The following is a 20,331-nucleotide window of genomic DNA, read 5'->3' as shown; positions in this document are numbered from 1 at the left end:
ATTCCTTGTTACGGTTGCAATTTATCCAACGCCATATTTAATGCCAGCACATTCACCACCGGCTCGCCGATAAACCATAACAGCGGATGCACGGTATTTTTCGCTACCAGACGACGTAGCGCCGCTTGCGGCAGATGACGCGCCTGCGCAATTCGTGGTATTTGCCACTCGGCGGCGGCGGGCGAAATCTGCGGGTCCAAACCACTCGCCGAGGCCGTGACCAGTTCAACCGGAACGGTTGGATTCGCCCGCGGGTTTGCCTGACGCAGTGCCGCCACGCGTTGTTTAATCGCCGTGTCTTGCGCCGGGTTACTGACCGCCAGATTACTGCCTGAGGAAGCCAGTGGATTATACGGCCTGTCTGCGGTGGCGGAAGGTCGCCCCTGAAAATAATCCGCGCGGGTAAAATTCTGCCCAATCAACGCCGAGCCACGGACCTGCCCACCGCTGTCCATCAACGAGCCCCGAGCCTGGAGCGGAAACCACCACTGCGCAAGGCCGGTGGTCAATAACGGATACCCCACGCCGGTGACAAGCGAGAGCAGGATAAACAGCGAAATAGCCGGGCGTAAATGATTCATACAATCCTCTCTCAGCCTAAACCAATAGCGGTCAGTAACAGGTCGATAAGCTTAATGCCAATAAACGGCACCACAATTCCTCCAGCCCCGTACACCCACAGATTACGGCGTAGTAACGCGGCGGCGGACATTGGACGGTAACCGACCCCTTTTAACGCCAGCGGGATCAGCAGCACGATGATTAACGCATTAAAAATCACTGCCGACATAATCGCCGATGCCGGGGAGTGCAATCGCATCACGTTGAGCGCATTTAATTGCGGCCAGCTTGCCGCGAACGCCGCCGGAATAATCGCAAAGTATTTCGCAATATCATTGGCAATACTGAAGGTGGTTAATGAACCACGGGTCATCAACATCTGTTTCCCGATATGCACCACTTCCAACAACTTGGTCGGGTTCGAATCCAGATCCACCATGTTGCCGGCTTCCTTCGCCGCCTGAGTACCTGAGTTCATCGCCACGGCCACATCGGCCTGCGCCAGCGCGGGCGCATCATTCGTGCCGTCTCCGGTCATGGCAACCATGCGCCCTTCCGCCTGATACTGACGAATCAGTGCCAGCTTGGCTTCCGGCGTCGCCTCAGATAAAAAGTCATCCACACCGGCCTCCGCCGCGATGGCTGCCGCGGTGAGCGGATTATCGCCAGTGACCATAACGGTCTTGATGCCCATTTTGCGTAACTCGGCGAAGCGCTCTTTGATTCCGCCCTTCACAATATCTTTTAGCGCCACCACGCCCATCACCCGGTTGTCTTGTGCCACTACCAACGGGGTTTCCCCTTTGCGCGCCACCGCATCCACCAGCGCGGCAACCTCCGATGGGAAATGACCGCCATTGCTTTCGACATGGCGACGGATGGCGTCAGCCGCGCCTTTGCGCAACAGGGTCTGGTTGATATTGACCCCGCTCATCCGCGTTTGGGCGCTAAACGGAATAAAGGTGGCGTTCAGGCTGGCTAAATCGCGCTCACGCAGATTGAATTGCTGCTTGGCAAGAATCACGATACTGCGCCCTTCTGGCGTCTCATCAGCCAGCGAAGCCAACTGTGCGGCATTCGCCAGCGCTTCCTCACTGATATTGTGCGCCGGCAGAAACTGGCTGGCCTGGCGATTTCCTAGCGTAATGGTGCCGGTTTTATCCATCAGTAATACATCGACATCACCCGCCGCTTCGACCGCCCGCCCACTGGTGGCGATCACATTCGCGCCTAACATGCGGCTCATACCGGCAATCCCAATCGCCGACAATAGCGCGCCGATGGTGGTGGGGATCAGGCACACCAACAGCGCCACCAGTACCGTTACGCTAACCGGCACGCTATTCCAGGCGGTAAAGGGATACAGCGTCGCGGTAGCCAGCAGAAACACAATGGTCAACGAAACCAATAAGATTGTCAGCGCCACTTCATTCGGCGTTTTACGCCGTTTTGCGCCCTCGACCATCGCAATCATCCGATCGAGGAAGGTTTCACCGGGATTGACACTGCACTGAATAACCAGCCAGTCGGATAACACGCGCGTGCCGCCGGTTACCGAAGCAAAATCACCGCCCGATTCACGAATAACCGGCGCGGATTCACCGGTTATCGCACTTTCATCCACCGAGGCGCCGCCAACCAGCACCTCGCCATCACAAGGAATAATATCCCCGGCCTCCACCAACACCCAATCGCCCTTGCGCAGACTTTCCGCCGCCACATTTTGCTGCGCGGCGTCACGAACCGGCGCTGACAATTTTTTCGCCCAGCGGGTTCGCTTAATCCCTTTCAGGCTCTCCGCCTGTGCTTTGCTTCGCCCTTCGGCTAAGGCTTCGGCAAAGTTGGCAAACAGCACCGTGAACCACAGCCACAGGCTAACCGCGGCGGTAAAGCCGGTCTGCCCGTTGGCGCCGTCAAGCAGATTCATCGCCAACAACGTGGTGAGGATGCTGCCGAGGTACACAACGAACATCACCGGATTGCGGTATTGCACGCGTGGATCGAGCTTTTTGAATGACTCGACAAACGCGGCGCGCCACATTGCGCTACGTTGCCGGGAAGATATTTGATGCGCCATACGAAAATTCTCCGGCAATTAATGAGTAGATAACGGCCAATAATCGACAACCGGCCCAAGTACCAAAGCCGGAACGAAGGTCAGCGCGCCCACCAGCATGATGGTACCGATGATCAATGCCACAAATAACGCGCCATGCGTCGGCAACGTCCCGACGCTTTCGGGCTGCGTTTTTCTCGCCGCCAGCGAACCGGCGATCGCCATTAATGGAATAAAGGGTAAAAAACGGCCCAGCAACATGGCGATACCCAACAGCAGGTTCCAGAAGGGGGTGTTGGCAGAGAGGCCGCCGAAAGCGCTGCCATTATTGTTGGCGGCGGAAGAAACCGCATACAACACTTCGCTGAAGCCATGCGCGCCGGGGTTGAAGATACCGGCACGCCCTGCGTCGGTCATCATGGCCAGCGCAGTACCGAGCAACACCAACGCAGGCGTAACCAGGATATACAGCGCTGCCATCTTCATCTCCGCAACGCCCACTTTTTTGCCTAAATATTCCGGCGTGCGACCAATCATCAACCCGGCAATAAAGACCGCCAGAATCACGTTCATCAACATGCCATACAGGCCCGATCCCACACCGCCGAACACCACTTCGCCCAACTGCATCAGCCACAGCGGAATCATGCCGCCCAGCGCGGTAAACGAGTCATGCATCGCATTCACCGCGCCGCAGGAGGCGGCGGTAGTGATCACCGCAAACAGGCTTGAGTTCAGAATGCCGAAACGGCTCTCTTTCCCTTCCCAATTCATCGCTGAGTCGGCGCCAAACGCTGTCAAATGCGGGTTGCCTTTCACTTCCGCCGCCATCACCAATACCGCTGCGACAATGAAAATTAACGACATTGCCCACAGCAGCGTATTGCCCTGACGGCGATCTTGTACCGCCTCGCCAAAGGAAAAACAGAGCGCCGCCGGAATAATCAAGATCGACAACATTTGAACAAAGTTGGTTAACGCCGTCGGGTTCTCAAACGGATGTGCGGAGTTGGCATTAAACAAGCCGCCGCCGTTAGTCCCTAGCATCTTGATCGCCTCCTGTGAGGCGACTGGCCCGCCGGGCAGCGTTTGGTGCACGCCCTCCAGGGTACTCAAGGTGAGATACGGGCTGAAATTCTGAATGCTGCCCTGGCTGACCAAAAACAGCGCCATCAGCACCGAGAGCGGTAACAACACCCACAGCGTCACCCGCGTCAGGTCGCGCCATGCATTACCAAGATTGTCGGTGGTTTGGCGTGCAAAACCGCGTATCAAGGCAAATAGCACCGCGATACCGGTTGCTGCCGAGAGAAAGTTTTGTACCGCCAGCCCCACCATTTCACTGAAATAACTCATGGTCGATTCACCGGCATAAGCTTGCCAGTTGGTATTACTGACAAAGCTAATTGCGGTGTTTAACGCCAAATGCCAAGAGAGGCCCGGCAACCGTTGCGGGTTCAGCGGTAACACCCCCTGTGCCAACAGAATAGCCAGCAGAAACAGCAGCCCAATCAGGTTAAATAACAAGATTGCGCACAGATATTGGCGCCAGTTCATCTCCGAGGATGAGACGCCACACCAGCGCCAAAATTGCGTTTCGATGGCGGCGGTTCCTGCGACCGGGCGGTCAAGTACCATACCGGTCATAAAGTGGCCCAACGGTCGCGCCGCCAGTAATAATATCGCCAGAAAACAGGCCAGCAGTAAAAAGGCTTCGGCTACCATTAGAATTCCTCCGCCCCAAGTAGAGCATAAAAAAGATACCCTAATAACAGGAACACCAGCACCATGCCGACAATTAATCCCGGACTCACGATAAGCCACCTTGTATTGTTTATAGAGAGGATTTAAAGCTTAAGGAAATCGAAATAAAAATGTCGTCAAGATCGGCGAGCGCGGTATAAAAAAAGTATAAAAATGCCATCATGATGGATGGCGAAATTGTATACCTATCTGAGGAGAAGCATGTTCAGAAGCGTTACTGATATTCTAAAAAAGGCGTGTTCATTCACTCTTGATGAAAATAGTTAAACAAACACGCCAGTCAACGAATTTACGGCTTAATTACGCAATAGTTTACCGGGCTGCTGATATCGCTTCTAATGCATACAACGCCTTAAGAAAATAATAATCGCCATAGCCGGTAGCTTGATCAATCCCTAAGCCATGCGGCAGATCGGCAGTTGAATGCGCTAACAGACCTTGATTATCATCAACAATACACGTAGCCGCTAATGCCTTCAGCATCGCCGTGGCGGCGGTTTTATAGCGTTCTTTCCCGCTGAGCCGATATAAGCGTAATAAACCATAGGCGCTAATAGCGCCAGCCGAGGCATCTTTCGGCGCATTGGGCTGTGGATCGTCATAATCCCATTTTGGAATATGGTCGGGCGGCAGGTGCGATAAAATAAAGTCGGCGACTTTTTCTGCTGTTGCCAAATAATGATGATTATTCAGCGCATCGGCCAGCAAGGCTAAGCCAGTAATCGCCCAGCCTTGCCCGCGCGCCCAACTACTCTGTGCCGCCAGCCCCTGATAGGTATCGCCGCGAATGCCCACGCCTTCCTCGGTAAAATGGTAGACATGAAATACCGAGCCATTCGCCCGCAAATGATGCGCCAGCGCGGTCGCGGTATGCTGCTCAATCACCGCCAATAAGGCCGGGTCGCCGCCATTTTTCACCGCCCAGGCCAATAGCGGAAGGTTCATTAACGTATCGATCAGCACTGAGGTTGACCACTCTTCCCCGCCAAAAAAACCCCAGCCGGGAATAAAACCGGCACGCGCGTTAAATTGCGCCGCCAGGCTATTCGCTGCGGTCAGCGCGGCCTGCTTATAGTCCGAACGCTGGGTAAGCCGCCACCCGGCAATTGCGCCAGGATAAAACATAAAGCCCAGATCATGGTTACGCCGATCATGAGCGCGCGGTAACAATCGGTCGGTAAAGTGCGTCGCAGCGGTTAATAGCGCTGGCGATGGATTCCGCTGATAAGCAAGCCACAGAATACCGGTCCAAAAACCGCCGGTCCACACGCCATCTGGCGTAAAAACATATTTTCCCTGCTCGGTAATATGTGGAAAATCGGTAAATTGCTCCACATTAGCCTGCGTTTTAGCAAGACATTTATCTATTGCATCAGATAACCAATTCATAAAATCCTCATTCAGCCGGATAGTCATGCAGCAATATCCGTACTGCTTTTAATAAAGTAGCCTGGCAAAAATAACCGTGATATTTACCCTGATAATAATATGATGAACCCTATTCTCTTAAGGAGAATAATAAACCCATCGCACGTAGATTATTACGCCATACCGGATCGACGACGTAGCGGTTCACTTTCAATGACTTTTTTTTGCTTAATCGAGAGACCGAATATAACGGAGATCCCTAAACTGGCCGCCATTAAGTAATAAGATGAATTGGTTGAATTTGTAATGCCATTCAACATCCCCACTAAATAAGACCCGATAAAGGCGCCCACTGCAGCCATACTATTGATCATTCCACCCGCGCCTCCCACCATTGAGGTTGGTAACACATCATGCACCAGCGCGAAAAAGGGGCCAAAAGGGACATACAGGCAAATGCCCGTCACCACCAGCAGAAGATAAGAGACCCAAAAATGCGTATTGCCAAGCAAGGCCAGCGCAAAGAAACAGCAGGCGGCGATAAAAATAGGCCAGGCAACAAATGCCACGCGCTTTTGATACTTATCACTCAGCCAGGCGGCAATTAACATGAAAATAGCCGCTAAGCCATACGGCAATGAAGAGAGCAAGCCGGTTTCAGACATGGAGATCGCGCCGGAATGTAAAATTGACGGTAGCCACATCAAAAAACCGTAAAAACCAATGCTCTGGAAAAACATCCACCCTGCCAGTTTAATGACATTGGCAGAACGAAACACTTCGCGCCAATTGGTCATCACTTCCTTACTTTTTTGCTCATTGGCCAGCGCCTGACCAATTGCCGCTTTTTCGTCGGCGTTCAACCAGTTCGCCTGTTCAGGCTTATCGCGGATGACGTACCACCAAACCACCGCCCACAGCACGGCAGGGATCCCTTCAATGACGAACATATGCCGCCAGCCCCAGCGTTCAACTAACCAGCCGGAGAGAATCGACATCCATAGCACCGTTACCGGGTTACCCAACAGAAATAACGTGTTGGCTTTAGAGCGTTCAGTATGGCTAAACCAGCGCGAAACCAAAATGAGCAAACAGGGAGTGACAATGGCTTCCACCACGCCAAGCATAAAACGGATAACAATCAGCGAGGTGACGTTGGTCACTAAGCCGGTTAACGTCGCGCAAAGCCCCCAGACCACTAAACTCCAGGTCAGTAATTTGCGCACGCTCCATTTTTCCGCCAGCATTCCGCCGGGGATTTGTAAGGTAAAATAGCCGAGGAAAAACAGCGCGCCTATCAATGAAGCCATTGATGGATCAATCCCCAGATCGTTGCCGATACCGGCGGCCGAAGCAAAACTGTAGTTTGCTTTATCGAGATAAGACAAACTGTAGGTGATAAAAATCGTTGGCATAATATAAAACCAACGGCGTACAGGTAATGTATTCATCTTGCTAACCTCAATAGAATTTAAGAGGATCGTTTTATTTTTTTACTGAGATGATTATTTTCAGTTTTTTTATAAGAACTTCGCCTCCCTTTTTTCCAGAAAGGCCGCCACCCCTTCCGCACAGTCGGCGGTGCGGAAAATATTTTCACTAAAGCGTAAATTTTTCAGGAAGCACTGATCGGTGGGTTGCATACCAATTTCTCGCACCCCTTGTTTAATTAACTTAATCGCTTCATGTGGTTTTAACGCTATCTGTTGCGCTAAACTGACCGCCACGTCTAGCACCGAACCGGCAGGCGCCAGGCGGTTTACCATCCCCCATGCCAGGCATTGCTGCGCCTCAACAAACTCTCCGGTCATCATCAACTCTACCGCGCGTGCCGCACCGATAAGTTTTGGCAAACGAAATAACCCGCCGCTGCCGGGAAATACGCCAAGATTAATTTCCGGCAACGCTATTTTGCCGTTGGCGGATAAAACCCGTAAATCACACGCCATTGCCATTTCGAAGCCGCCGCCGCACACCACGCCTTCCATCGCCGCAATGACCGGTTTACTTAAAAATTCGATGGTATTAAAGGTTTCATTCTCTTTCTGAAGTTTCTTTTCAATAACATTGTCCCAAACTTCAGGAAACTCCTTAATATCCGACCCGACGCAAAACGCTTTTTGCCCCGAACCGGTTAACACGATAACCCGCACCGCTTCATCCGCATCCAGCGACTGTAGCGTTTCCCGCAACTGTTTTGATAACGCAAGCGTGACCAAATTTAACGGTGGATTATTTAGCGTAACGACGGCAACCGCGCCATTGGTTTCATAAGTAATCAGTGACATAACATAGTTACTCTTGATGAGTGGTAATAACATTATTCGCCAACAGTTCGGCGACCTTTTCTGGCGAATAGCCCAGTTCCAACAGCACTTCCTCGCTGTGTTCCCCCAGTTCGGGCGGTAACCGACGTAACGGCAACGGTTTACCATCGTAATGATTGGGATGGCCCAGCACGCGCACCTGACCGGCAACCGGATGATCCATGGTCAGGAAAGCCTGATTAAATTGCACCTGTTCATCTTCCACCACTTGCGCATATTCATTGACCGGCGCATGCCAAATGCCCTCCTGTTTGAATAATGCGGTCCATTCTGCGGTGGTTTTGGTACGCATTTCCGCCGCGACACAGGCGTCAAAATCCAGCCGCTGGCGCATTTGGTCCGGCGCGCTAAACCCTGCCAGCGCTTGCGGGCTGAACACCGCTTTTAAACGTTCAAATGGCGTTAATGAGAGAGAAATATAGCCGTCACGGGTTTCATAAATGCCATACGGACTTTGATGAAAACGGCTGGATAAACCGGTATCCGCACGCGGCGTTAACTGGCCGCCATTCAGGAAATAGTTCAACGGTTCAATTTGCAGATCGAGCGCTGAGTGGAGCAAACAGGCATCGACTTTATGTCCCTGCCCGCTTTTTTCCCGATTGAAAACCGCCGCGATAATACCCAGCGCGGCCAACGCCGCACCATGCTGATCAACAATCGCCGTTCCTACCGGCATCGGAGGATGGGAGCCCGGCCCATTTAATTCCGCCAGTCCACTAATACTCTGCGCCATTAAATCTTGCCCCGGCTCTTTCGCCTTAGGGCCGGCTGAACCATATCCGGTACAGGAGCAGTACACGATGCGCGGATTAATCTTTTTAACCGTTTCATAGCCCAGCCCCAATCGATCCATTACGCCAGGCTTAAAATTTTCAATAATCACATCGTATTGGCTGATCAGATCGTAAATAACCTGCCTGCCGCTCTCGGACTTCAGGTCTATCGCCATGCCGCGTTGATTGCGATTGGCTAACAGGAAAAACACGCTGACCCCATTTACATAGGTATCGCAACCGGACCATGAGCGCTCATAAGCCCCTTTCGGTGACTCAATTTTCACCACATCTGCGCCTAAATCTGCCAACATTTGCGCCGCAGAAGGCCCCTGTAAGTAGTGGGTAAAACTGAGAACTTTCACACCTTCTAACATAGCCACCTCAATCGTTCGATATTACCGAATGCAGTTCGGAGTAATTTTGCTAAAAATGACCGTCTAAACGGTCAGGTTTTACTTCAGTGCTGCCGGAAGAGTTGCGGGTCCTGGCAGAGCCGTAACCCTTTAAACCCGATCTGCCGAGAGGCAGTCAGCGCCGCAGCGGCAATTTTATCGCCCAGCCGCTTTTGCTCCGCGCTATCCAGCCGAAAATCAAAATCAATGATGCAAATCGCTGCCAGCGGCTCGCCGCTTGACTGCAACACCGGCGCCGCAATAGTCGATAAATCAGGCAGTTCATGACTTATCGCATAACCGTCGGTGGCCACCTGCATTAACTCAGGATACAGCTCCCTATCCAGCGGCGCGGGTAGCAATTGCCCAATTTGCCGACGGCTACTGGCGGCTAAAATCGCTTTGCCACTGGCGCTTTGGCTCAGGGAGAATTTTGGCAAACCATTCAACTGCGGTTGAACAATATCGCTGCCGCTAATCTTCTCCAGCAACACCATCTCATTGTCATTAAACAGCGTCAGGCAAACTAACTTACCGGTCTCTTTTGCCAACCCAACGCACACTTCATTACTGACGGAAATCAGATCGTTTTTGGCGATAAACCCGGCGCTAATGTCATAAAAGCGCGCGCCGGCGGTTAAGGTTGCATAACCGCTATCGTCCAACCGTAAAATAGCCAAATCCAGCAATGAATTAAAAATATCCGACGCGCTGCTTTTCGGAAGATCCAGCGCGTTGCGTACTTCCGCCATGGTGACGGGTTCACGACTTTTTGCAATGAACTCAAGAATGCGAACCGTCCGCTCAATGGTTTTATTCATCCGTTTACTTTCTGAACCTCGTTCAACAATGTCGTACCGATCATTTAATGGTCAGCGCAAAAAAATGCCAGAACTTTCGCCTGGCAGGGTTAATTTTTGTGATACCGATCGAAATGGGTGAATAACGATGGACGAAATTCTACTGATAACCTCGCCGCCTCCGCTAAACGCGCGCCAGGTCGATAAGAGGGATTACATTGATGGCGATTTTGCTACTATAGCCTGCTAATCAGGAGGTTAAAATGTCCATACAGAGCGTTGCCAGAGCATCCGCCATTTTAAAACTGTTCCGCGAACACGAAACATTGTCGATCGCCAAAATGGCCGCGCTGATGAACCTGAGCAAAACGACGGTGCATGGGTTGGTGAAAACGCTTGAAGCGGAAAAACTGTTGCAGCAGGATGCGAAGTCGCGGCTTTACTCGCTCGGACATATTAATTACGAACTGGGTATGCTGTATCAGTCGCGTATTGTGACGCACGCCGTGGTGCTGCCATGGATGAAGAAACTCAGCGAGCAGGTCGAAGAAACGGTGCAACTTGCCACCTTAACCGATGCCGAGGTGATTTATCTTTCGCGCGTCACCACACAAGATTTTTACGGTTTTTCGATCGCCGAAGGGCTGCGTATGCCCGCCCACTGCACCTCAACCGGCAAATGTATGCTCGCGACGCTGCCCCTTCCGCGCCTGATGGAACTCTACCCGCAGGAAACCTTGCTAACACGAACGCCGCAGACCATCGCCACCCGTAGCGAATTATTGCAACAACTGCAAACGGTGGCGCAGGCAGGTTATGCGATTGACGATCAGGAAGCGGAAAAAGGATTACGCGGGATTGCCATTCCGCTGCTTACCGCGGCCAATAGCGCGCCGCTGGCGCTTTGTATTTCCGGCACTGTGGCCCATATGACCGATGCGCGCATCCGCCAATACTTGCCTGCGCTACAGGAGACCCGGCTTGAGATTGCCAGGCGGCTCGGCAATCACGCCATGCACGCCGCCGCCTTATATTAATTCATGCCATTACGCGCTTTTTTGCCGTAATTGGTAGCCGCCGCCCGCCAGCGGTTTTAGCGCCGGGAGGCAGTTGAGCAGACGCTGGGTATAAGGGTGCTGCGGAGCATCCAATACCTCATCGCTCCAGCCGCTTTCTACCAGTTTACCTTGCTCCATTACCATTATTCGGTCGGCAATTTGCTCTACCGCCCCCAAGTCATGGGTAATAAATAAGCAGGCAAACCCATAATGCGCTTGCAAACGTTTTAATAATTGCAGGATCTGTTTTTGCACCGTCATATCCAGCGCGGATGTCGGTTCATCGGCGATAATAAACGCCGGTCGCCGAATAATCGCACGGGCGATCGCTACCCGCTGTCGCTGCCCGCCGGAAAGTTGATGCGGATAACGGCTCAAAAACATATCAGCCAGCCCGACCTCTTCCAACACTTCACGTACCCGTTGTTGTCTTGCGCTGCGGTTCATGGTCTCCACCAGCAGGATCGGCTCTTCCAAAATCTGGGCGATACGCAGGCGCGGATTGAGTGACGAAAACGGATCTTGCTGAATAAGCTGGCAATCCCGCCGCCACGCCCGGCGTTCTGCTTTGCTGGCCTGCGCAAGCGAACGTCCTTTATACGCCAGGGTACCCGCGCTGGCGGATAACATCCCGGCAATCAGCTTGCCGAGAGTAGTCTTACCGGAACCGCTGGCGCCCACTAATGCCACGGTTTCCCCGGCACGCACGTTAAAACTGACGCCTTTGACAGCGGCAGTCACGGTCGCAGGCTTAAACCACGCCTTGCGCCCGCGGTAGGTAATATCCACGTTATGCAGCGCGATAATACTTTCGGCGGCTAACAGCTTTTGACGATCTGGCGCTGGCTGGCGAACCGGCAGAGCCTCCAACAGACGTCGGGTATAGGGATGCTGCGGCTGCGCCAGCAGTGCTCCGCTGGTATTCTGCTCCACCAATTCGCCCTGCTCCATCACCATAATGCGCGAGGCGTAGTTCGCCACCATCGATAAATCGTGACTAATCAGGATCACCGCGCTGCCTTTTTCCGCAGTTAGCGAAAGCATCAACGCCATCACTTCATGTTGTACCAACACGTCGAGGGCGGTAGTTGGCTCATCGGCGATAATCAGTTTTGGCTCTGGCAGCATGACGGAGGCAATCATCACGCGCTGACGCATGCCGCCCGAGAACTCATGAGGGTAGCGATTCAGTAAGCTCTCAGCTTCGGGTAACCCCACACGCTCCAGCATCGCGACAATTTTCTCGCGCCGCGCGGCGGCGTTAAGGGAGGTATGCAACGCCAGCCCTTCATCCAACTGACGGCCAATCGTCATTGCCGGATTGAGCGAAGTCATCGGCTCCTGGAACACCATGCCGATGCGGGCACCGCGCACTGCCCGCAACTGTTCGCCGCTGAGGCCCAGCAAACTTGTCCCGTCGAAACACAAGGCAGCGGCGTCGAAGGCAACACCGGTCGGCAACAAACGCATTAATGCACGCATCGCCAGCGTTTTCCCGCTGCCAGATTCACCGACTACCGCCAGCACTTCGCGTTCCGCCAGCGAGAAAGAGATCCCCTTCACCACCTGGCGCTCATTGATGCTCACACGCAGATTTTCCACCTGCAATAAAGCACGATTCGGCGTTTTCATCACTGCATCCTTGGATCGAGGTAATCACGTAATGCGTCACCCAACAGGTTAACGCCCAATAGCGCCAGCGAAATACACGCCCCCGGCAGCAGCGCCAGCCAGGGCGCCTGCGCCAAATAGGTTCGGCTGGCCGCCAGCATATTGCCCCAGGTAGGCTCCGGCGGCGGTACGCCAAGCCCCAGAAAAGATAACGCACTCTCGGAGATCAGCACCCAGCCCAGCATTGAGGTCGCCAGCACCGTCAGCGGCGCGATACAGTTAGGCAACACATGGCGGCGCAGAATCGCCCATTCGCTATGCCCCATCACCCGCGATGCGGCGACAAAATCCGCTTCGCGTAGCTCCATCACCGTACCGCGCACAATACGCACCACCGATGGGGTATAAGCCAGCCCCAGCGCGAGAATAATGCCGTAGCGGTTGTTGCCTAAAATACTCAGCAAACCCAGCGCCAGCAAAATGCCTGGAAAAGCCAATAACGTATCGGTCACCATCATAATTAGTCGATCAATGATGCCACGCAGATAGCCGCTGACCAGCCCGAGCAAAATGCCGACCAGTAAGGCGAAGCTCACCGTAATCACCGAAATCGAGAGGCTGGCACTGGCACCTAATAACAGGCGACTTAATACGTCACGACCATACTCATCGGTGCCCAACCAGTGAGCAAATGTCGGCCCTTGTAGACGCGCCAGAATATTAATTCGTCCCGGATCGGAAGGCGTCCAGAAAAACCCCATCACGCCCGCAGTCACTATCAGGCCAATTAAGATCAATCCCAGTAGCGCATTGGGGGCGATTGCCATGCGTCTTTTCATCAGGCGGAAACCCTCGGATTAAACAGTGGATAGAGCGCATCAATCACCAAATTGGTTAGCACATACAGCGTGGCGATAAACAGCATGCAGCCCTGAATGACCGGGTAGTCACGCGCGTAAATCGAATCCACTAATAATCTGCCCAACCCCGGCAGGCTGAACACCGTTTCGGTGACCGCGACACCACTCAGTAAATTACCCAACGTGAGGCCAATTAGCGTCCAGGTGGGGCCAAATGCATTCGGAAACACATGACGCGACAGCACGGTGCGCTCGCGTAGCCCTTTCGCCCGTGCGTGCGAGACATAATCCAACCGCAGTACTTCCAGCGTACTGGCACGCATCATCCGCACCAGTGCGCCGATCTCAACTAATACCAGCGTCAGCACTGGCATTAGCAGATACAGCACGCCCTGTTGCAGGTTATCGGTAACCGAGACGTAGCCCACCACCGGCAACCAGCCCAGGCTCAGACCCAGCGTCAATAAGATCAGTAACCCCATCCAAAAACTGGGAATCGAAAGCAGGAAGGTGGAGAACATTACCAGCCCAATATCCCATTTCGAATTCTGCTTCCAGGCCGCCAGCATCCCGGCGGGGACCGCCAGCAACGAGGCGATCACAATCGCCGCCAATACCACGCTTAAGGTGACGCCAAAGCGCTGTAAAATGAGCGGCAGCACCGCCTGACCGGTCTGAATCGACTGTCCGAAATTGCCATGCAACACTTGGCCGAACCAGATCAGAAACTGTTGTAGCAGCCCCTGATCGAGGCCCATGCTATGACGCAAATCCGCCAGGCTGGATTCGGTCGCCATATCGCCGAGCATTAATAGCGCCGGATCGCCCGGCACCAGGCGGGTAAGCAGAAACACCAGTACCGTGACCAACAGCAGCGTCGGGATCGCCGCCATGATGCGGGCGAAAAGAAATTGCAACATGCGCGCTCCTTACCTCAGGCTTTGGAGACATTCCATAATCTGACCGCCGCAGCCAGCCAGGCTTTATAGCCGCTAATGTTTTTACGGTGTGCGACAATATCCAGCCCCGGATAGAACACAATCAGCGGAACCTGTTCAATCATCTGCTTATGCAGTGCGTCTACCGTGGTTTGGATTTGGCTTTTATCATCCATATACGCCAGGCTATCGGTCAGCTTAATCGCCTGCGGATCGCCCCAGACTTTGCGGGTTTGCTTGGTTTTATCGCCAACAATTTGCTCAAACGCCAGCGCCGGGTTAAAGCGCGCTGAATAGGTGAAGGCCATCATCTGGTAGCGCCCGGACTGATAACGCTCCAGTTGCGTTGCCCACTCCATGGTGGTGACTTTGGCATTAATACCCGCCGCCTGTAACATCGCCTGGGCGATAATCGCCATATCAAAGCTCGGTACGGTTGAGCGCTTATTGGCGATGATTTCGATGGTTTGCCCGTGATAACCCGCCGCTTTCAACAAGCGGGCGGTTTGTGTCGGATCGTAGCGATACCCCTGTTTTTCCACTGCGGTGTAAAACGCCGAGGCGGTCGAGATATTGGAATTGCTTGGCGTCGCCATGCCTTGGCTGGTACCCAGCGCAATTTGCTGTGTATCTAACGCGGAAGCGATGGCTTGCCGCAGTTTGACGTTTTTTAGCAATGGATCGTTGGTCTGAATCAACAGCCCGTGGCGTTGCGCATTGGCCGCGACTTCAATACCGATGTTGGCATCTTTTTTTAGATCGCTGGCATCAATAGGGCTCACCTGCGCCACCTCAATAGCGCCTGAACTGAGGCCGGCTTTCACCGTAGCGGCATCCGGTACCGCCATAAAACGGACCTCATCGACCAGCGCCTTTTTACCGCCGACAAAGCCATTCGGTTTACCCGGCAGCGACGCATAATCGGCAAAGCGCATTAAGGAGACGTATTCGCCGTGTTTCCATGTGCCAAAGCTAAACGGCCCGGTGCCAATCGGCTTTATCCATTTACCATTGGCATCCACCGATTTCGGGCTGATAACCGCAGCGGCACCGCAGTCGGTCCGTGCCAGCGAGTCAAGGAATAGCGCTACCGGTTTTTCCAGCTTCATGACCACTGTTTTAGCATCGGGCGCGCTCACCGAGGTAACGTGAATCAGGCCGCTGCCATCAAACTCGCGTAAACAGCGCCACTGCGTTTTCGGAGCGGTCCAATGCTGCCAGCTCCAGACCACATCGTTAGACGTTACAGGGTCACCATTATGAAATTTCACCCCATCACGTAACGTAAAGGTGTAGGTTTTGCCCGCATCGGAGACTTTCCAGCCCGCTGCCAGCATCGGCCCGACGGTACCATCCTCACGGTAGCCCACCAATCCTTCCACCACATGCATTAGCACATCATCAGTATTGCCATCGCGGTTGACGCCGGGTTGACTGCTACGAATATCCTGGTTTAACGCAAAATGAATAACGCTGTTGTCGGCTGCCTGCAATGGCTGCGCCAGTAATAACGGGGCAACAATCGCGACGCCGGTTAATCTTTTTTTCATACAGCCCTCTCACAGTTAATCAAGCGAATAGCGCGTAAAGGTTTTGTTGATCGCCGGAAGCGGCGCAACATCCATCACACCATCCGCTGGCGTCATCACAATCATGGCTACCGTTGCCGACAAATCGCTGCTAAACCCCGGTCTTGGCGGACGACAGACGGAATAAGGCGCGCCAAAATCATCAAAAAAGGCTTGCTTCATCGTCTCTTCATCCGGCAACGCGGTTTTCGCCAGTAATTGGCTTACGCGCCAACTGCGATAGAGAGAATCCGGCGAGGCTTCGATACCTTCTTCACGTACTTTGCAGCGCGCCGCCAGGCTCTCCCAATGATTGGCATGTACCAGCAACCCCTCCTGCGGATAGAGGGTAAAACACTCGTCCGGCGCGCATTCGAAATCGATAGCAAAGCCCTCTTTAGTGCTTAAAATCATATTGTTGGAGCAAGACTTCGGCGTGGTAGCCACCACGCGCATCGCCAATGCCATATGCTGCTGCTCCAGCGCTTTACGCCGAATTAGCGACAGCGGTACACCGCGCTGCGTATAGTCACGCTCGCAGCGTAGATAGTTAGCGGTGATGGCAATACCTGTGCTGTTCATACCGCTACGCGCCAGCCCGCCGGCTTCAACAAATGTCAAGACATCCGGCCCGTTGTCGCGGCGAATCCTCACCACCACCGAGCTTTCCGCACACTCTGCGCGCCAATCCCAGTTTTGCCCGTGAATCAGTTTCCCGTGTGCGCTACGGGCGGGCAAAATGACCGCGCCGCTACAGCCATCTTTAATCTGGTTGTCATGCGGAGTGGCGTAATCCTGCAAGCGACGCGCCTGCGCGATCACTTCCGTGCGGGCGTTAATCATTACAATCGCTTCCAGCGGAACATTGGCGCCTTCGGCAATACCGCGCATTTCTTCCAGGTAATCGGCATCAAAGTCGCGGATGAGCGCGCTAAATCCATCAATTAACTGGTGGCGTTGCGGCGCGCTGATCTGCAGGTCATCCAACTGATCGCCATAGATTGCAACGCTGGCGTGAATGCGTGTTCGCGCCTGCTCGCCGTATTGCTGACCGCGCACAAAAGGCGAGCCGCTAATCTCAATCAGGGGGAACGGTTGCGTCATAATGGCGGGCTCCTTAACGTGCTTGCTGCAAAACATGGAGGAAGAAATCTTTCACCTGATCGAGCACCTTCATACCGTCATGCCCCACGTTGGGCACAATATCTTGTACTGCGTCGATCCCATGGGCGCGTAGGCTGTTAAGTAAGGCTGTATTACGCTCAACCCGCGTGCTTCCGGCATCGTTGCAGCCGGGTTGATAATATTTGCCGTCCGCCGGATGGGTGATTTCCCAGGTTTCGATGTCGACTTTGCCCACCACCAAATGGACGGCAACCTGGCGCATCGCCTCATAATTAAGGGGTTTGTGGAAACGCGCTTCAAAATCGCGCACGCCAACCCACCACTCCTGCTCTTCATCCAGTAACGTGACCGAACCCGGTGCGCCAATTGAGACGCCGAGTAATTTCTCCGGGTGGATGTAAAGAAAACGGTGAGCAAAATGTCCGCCGCCGGAGTAACCAAACAGGAGGAAGCGACCGAAATCATGCGCCAGCGAGGCGCTAACTTCGTCAATCATGGTCAATAACACTTGGTCATAACGAATATCTTGCTCAATGATGTATTTGAAGCCATGCGAGTTGCCGTCGCCCAACGGCCCCACCGGAAATAGCGGCGCCAGCACCACACAGTGGTTGTAGCGAGCAAATTCGGCAAAGGCATCGCGATATTGCGTCATTGATCGTCCGGTGCCATGCATGGCGACCACTAGCCGATAGGCGCGGCGGTCGGCATCAAAAGCGGGCGGCACATAGAGACAATATTGAAAGCGTGGATCCTGGCGGCAGGCAAAAATGGTGGTACTGCCACGAAAATAGAGCGCATGGCTGCGTTGTGCCGCACTCTCTGCCTCCGGTTTTACATCGGTATTTTGCATCCCTGATTTCCTGTTCGATAACTGTTCGAAATCGATTCAATCATAAAACCAAAATTGGCGCCAATTTAAAAAACAATTTATTAACAAAAGATCTGGTTCATGTCACAATTTAGCGAGATTATGAGGAAGGAAAGCGAAAGACGTGATTTAACCTACTGTTATTTATCATTAAATAGTCAGTCAGCCGTATTGTCGTCAGATGAAAACCGAATGATAGCCGGAGAAAACTGGCGAAAATGCTGCGCAGCCAGCATTATTGACCGGCAGAAATGAGTAAAGGGATAACCTAATGAAGCAACGTAAAAGCGTGTTGGTGAATGTCGCAAACAGCCTGGCGATGGATATCAATACCGGTGAGTTTAAACCCGGTAGCTGGTTAAAGCAGGTTGAACTGGCGGAACGTTATAACTGTAGCCGCAGCGAGGTTCGCCGCGCGCTGGATCAGTTGGTCATTGAGCGGCTGGTGCAGCACGTGCCCAATCGCGGTTATCACGTTTATTCACCGAATGAGCAGCAACGGCGCAATATTTCCGCCATCCGCGCTATTCTCGAAAGCGCCTCGGCGGCAGATATTGTCGCGCATACCGATGACGCTTCGCTGCAAAGGCTGCGCCACTGCGCCGGGCAATTTGAACACTGCACGCAATATGGCACGTTACTGGAGCAGTATGAAGCCAACCTCGCCTTTCACCGCGCCCTGCTGGCGCCCTGTGCCAATCAGGATATGGTTGAGCTCATTTTTGATTTGCGCAGCCGGGTGCCGTCAGCCGCGCTCGGGCAGTGGAATTCGCATGCGCGGGTGGTGAAGTCTTCTCAGGAGCACTTTTTAATGGTGGAAGCTATCAGTAATAAAGATACCGACGCGTTGGCGAAACTGATTAATCAACATATTATTCAGGAAGATAATCCACACCGGCACGGCTAGCGTCCAGCGGCTCTAACCCTTTTATTCTCTCTTAACGTCATCCATTTATTACGATAAGTTTCTGTGGAAGCGCGGGTGTGGATCGCGGTTTTTCCGTAAACGGCATTAACTACGCTTTACCAATCCGCCACTGATAGCCCGGCGCGGTACCGTTTACCGCGTAATCGCCCACGATCCGGTCTTTATACACCCGCGGATTGTGCGACGTTAAGGTACGCGCATTGCGCCAGTAGCGATCTAACGCCCGCTCGCGCACGGTAGCCGAAGCGCCCAACGCATCAAACAAAATCGTCACGGCATTCAGAATTAAATCGGAGACCACCGTTTGGGATTGCGCAATCTCTAACTCCGCTTGCGCGTTGGCTTCATCGCCCAGCTCAGCCTGATGACGTAGGTCAAATGCCCGTTCAAGCGCCCGCGCGCCCTGAAGCACCACTGCGCCCGCCGCGTAGGCGGCGCCATGTACCTGCCCCACAATTTGCAGAATTTGCGCATCGTTGGCGGGCAATGGCGAAGTCGCATGCGAGTAGCTACGCTGGCGCTGTCTGACGGCCAACGCTACATCTTCTGCTGCCGCTCGCCCAATACCGGCGAGCGTCGCCAAATGTACCAGTTGATAAAAGGCGGGTTCCGAAGAGGTTTGCGCCGTGTTGATAATCACATCCTCAATATCAACCGGCGCATCGACAAATCGTGCGCTGCCGCTGGCGGTTAAGCGTTGCCCAAACCCATTCCAGTCATCAACCACCTCCACGCCCGGTGCGGTACGCGCCACCACCACATTGAGCGATTGATTGTCTTCGCCACTGGCGCCGGTATTGATCCAATCGGCATACAACGAACCGGTGGTGTAATATTTTTCACCACGCAATGTCGCTCGCCCGGCGTTGATCGTCACACGCGTAGAGAATTGTCCCTGGCGGGCATCGCCAATCTCACTCCAGGCATTGCCCACCAAATCTCCCCGCGCAATACGTGGAAACCAACGCCCTTGTCGTTGCCGATCCGGCGAGAGCAGTAAATTATCAACAAAGCCAAAATGCGCACGCAGCGCCTGCGCCACATTAGAGTCAGCGGCAGCCAACTCAATCAGCAAGCTAAACAACGTCGGTAACGATGCGCCGAAACCGCCCTCCGCTACCGGCAGGCGTAACGCGCCAAAACGGGCTTGTTTAAGCCAGCTTATCGCTTCAAATAGCAATTCCCGGCTGTTTTCACGCTGCTCGGCATCTGCGCGAATACGTTCAAATAGCGGACGGAAACGCGCCGCCAGTTCAGCGTAATTGTCATCTGGCCCTTGGCCCCATGCGGTGTAACGTTGTGTCATACATTCCTCAGATTAATTA

Annotated in this window: 18 protein-coding genes; 2 read left to right on the top strand and 16 right to left on the bottom strand. The window is 53.5% G+C overall.

Annotated features, from left to right (window positions below; translation table 11 throughout):
• Positions 1-8: 8 nt before the first annotated feature.
• The 9 genes from kdpC to PMPD1_RS10000 all read right to left on the bottom strand — a co-directional run bounded on the left by kdpC (position 9) and on the right by PMPD1_RS10000 (position 10,068).
• Entirely contained in the window at positions 9-581 is a 573-nt protein-coding gene (gene kdpC / locus PMPD1_RS10040; protein WP_173633904.1) for a potassium-transporting ATPase subunit KdpC, read from the bottom strand.
• Positions 582-592: 11 nt separating this feature from the next.
• Complete coding sequence (gene kdpB, locus PMPD1_RS10035; RefSeq protein WP_435529734.1) at positions 593-2,602, bottom strand: potassium-transporting ATPase subunit KdpB; 2,010 nt, start codon at positions 2,600-2,602, stop codon at positions 593-595.
• 54 nt (positions 2,603-2,656) lie between these two features.
• Positions 2,657-4,342 carry a potassium-transporting ATPase subunit KdpA gene (gene kdpA / locus PMPD1_RS10030; RefSeq protein WP_173633902.1) on the bottom strand — a complete coding sequence of 562 codons (1,686 nt, stop codon included), beginning with the start codon at positions 4,340-4,342 and terminating at the stop codon, positions 2,657-2,659.
• Complete coding sequence (kdpF, locus tag PMPD1_RS10025; protein WP_354292896.1) at positions 4,342-4,407, bottom strand: K(+)-transporting ATPase subunit F; 66 nt, start codon at positions 4,405-4,407, stop codon at positions 4,342-4,344. The genes kdpA and kdpF overlap by 1 nt, the downstream gene beginning before the upstream one ends.
• Positions 4,408-4,693: 286 nt before the next feature.
• Positions 4,694-5,770, bottom strand: coding sequence for a glycoside hydrolase family 88 protein (locus PMPD1_RS10020; RefSeq protein ID WP_173633900.1), 1,077 nt, complete (start codon positions 5,768-5,770; stop codon positions 4,694-4,696).
• A 152-nt stretch (positions 5,771-5,922) separates the two neighbouring features.
• The gene (locus PMPD1_RS10015) at positions 5,923-7,200 is read right to left on the bottom strand and encodes an MFS transporter (protein ID WP_173633899.1); all 1,278 of its coding nucleotides are present in this window, start codon (positions 7,198-7,200) and stop codon (positions 5,923-5,925) included.
• A gap of 69 nt (positions 7,201-7,269) precedes the next feature.
• Complete coding sequence (locus PMPD1_RS10010) at positions 7,270-8,037, bottom strand: enoyl-CoA hydratase/isomerase family protein (protein ID WP_173633898.1); 768 nt, start codon at positions 8,035-8,037, stop codon at positions 7,270-7,272.
• 7 nt (positions 8,038-8,044) lie between these two features.
• Positions 8,045-9,229, bottom strand: coding sequence for a CaiB/BaiF CoA transferase family protein (locus tag PMPD1_RS10005; RefSeq protein WP_173633897.1), 1,185 nt, complete (start codon positions 9,227-9,229; stop codon positions 8,045-8,047).
• Positions 9,230-9,312: 83 nt separating this feature from the next.
• The gene (locus PMPD1_RS10000) at positions 9,313-10,068 is read right to left on the bottom strand and encodes an IclR family transcriptional regulator (RefSeq protein ID WP_173633896.1); all 756 of its coding nucleotides are present in this window, start codon (positions 10,066-10,068) and stop codon (positions 9,313-9,315) included.
• 242 nt (positions 10,069-10,310) lie between these two features.
• Between PMPD1_RS10000 and PMPD1_RS09995 the strand changes: the two genes are divergently transcribed.
• A complete protein-coding gene (locus PMPD1_RS09995) occupies positions 10,311-11,084 on the top strand; it encodes an IclR family transcriptional regulator (protein WP_173633895.1) in 774 nt (257 codons plus the stop codon).
• Between the two features lie 9 nt (positions 11,085-11,093).
• On the opposite strand, the gene PMPD1_RS09990 is transcribed toward PMPD1_RS09995, so the two are convergent.
• From PMPD1_RS09990 to PMPD1_RS09965, 6 genes are read right to left on the bottom strand one after another with little or no spacing between them, the layout of a single operon-like run.
• Positions 11,094-12,737 (bottom strand): ABC transporter ATP-binding protein, encoded by a 1,644-nt coding sequence (locus PMPD1_RS09990; RefSeq protein ID WP_173633894.1) that lies wholly within the window; start codon positions 12,735-12,737, stop codon positions 11,094-11,096.
• Positions 12,737-13,555: an ABC transporter permease gene (locus PMPD1_RS09985; RefSeq protein ID WP_173633893.1), complete on the bottom strand. Its 819-nt coding sequence runs from the start codon at positions 13,553-13,555 to the stop codon at positions 12,737-12,739. Before PMPD1_RS09985 ends, PMPD1_RS09990 begins: the two co-directional genes overlap by 1 nt.
• Complete coding sequence (locus tag PMPD1_RS09980; protein ID WP_173633892.1) at positions 13,555-14,496, bottom strand: ABC transporter permease; 942 nt, start codon at positions 14,494-14,496, stop codon at positions 13,555-13,557. Before PMPD1_RS09980 ends, PMPD1_RS09985 begins: the two co-directional genes overlap by 1 nt.
• A gap of 14 nt (positions 14,497-14,510) precedes the next feature.
• Complete coding sequence (locus PMPD1_RS09975) at positions 14,511-16,064, bottom strand: ABC transporter substrate-binding protein (RefSeq protein ID WP_173633891.1); 1,554 nt, start codon at positions 16,062-16,064, stop codon at positions 14,511-14,513.
• Between the two features lie 15 nt (positions 16,065-16,079).
• Entirely contained in the window at positions 16,080-17,186 is a 1,107-nt protein-coding gene (locus tag PMPD1_RS09970) for a C45 family autoproteolytic acyltransferase/hydrolase (protein ID WP_173633890.1), read from the bottom strand.
• Between the two features lie 13 nt (positions 17,187-17,199).
• Positions 17,200-18,060 (bottom strand): alpha/beta hydrolase, encoded by an 861-nt coding sequence (locus PMPD1_RS09965; protein WP_173633889.1) that lies wholly within the window; start codon positions 18,058-18,060, stop codon positions 17,200-17,202.
• Positions 18,061-18,349: 289 nt separating this feature from the next.
• Here PMPD1_RS09965 and PMPD1_RS09960 point away from each other — a divergent pair, with 289 nt between their 5' ends.
• Positions 18,350-18,985: a GntR family transcriptional regulator gene (locus PMPD1_RS09960; RefSeq protein ID WP_173633888.1), complete on the top strand. Its 636-nt coding sequence runs from the start codon at positions 18,350-18,352 to the stop codon at positions 18,983-18,985.
• Between the two features lie 109 nt (positions 18,986-19,094).
• On the opposite strand, the gene PMPD1_RS09955 is transcribed toward PMPD1_RS09960, so the two are convergent.
• A complete protein-coding gene (locus tag PMPD1_RS09955) occupies positions 19,095-20,312 on the bottom strand; it encodes an acyl-CoA dehydrogenase family protein (protein WP_173633887.1) in 1,218 nt (405 codons plus the stop codon).
• Positions 20,313-20,331 lie beyond the last annotated feature (19 nt).

This window comes from Paramixta manurensis (assembly GCF_013285385.1).
Classification (GTDB): domain Bacteria; phylum Pseudomonadota; class Gammaproteobacteria; order Enterobacterales; family Enterobacteriaceae; genus Paramixta; species Paramixta manurensis.
This window is presented reverse-complemented; position numbering and strand designations above follow the sequence as displayed.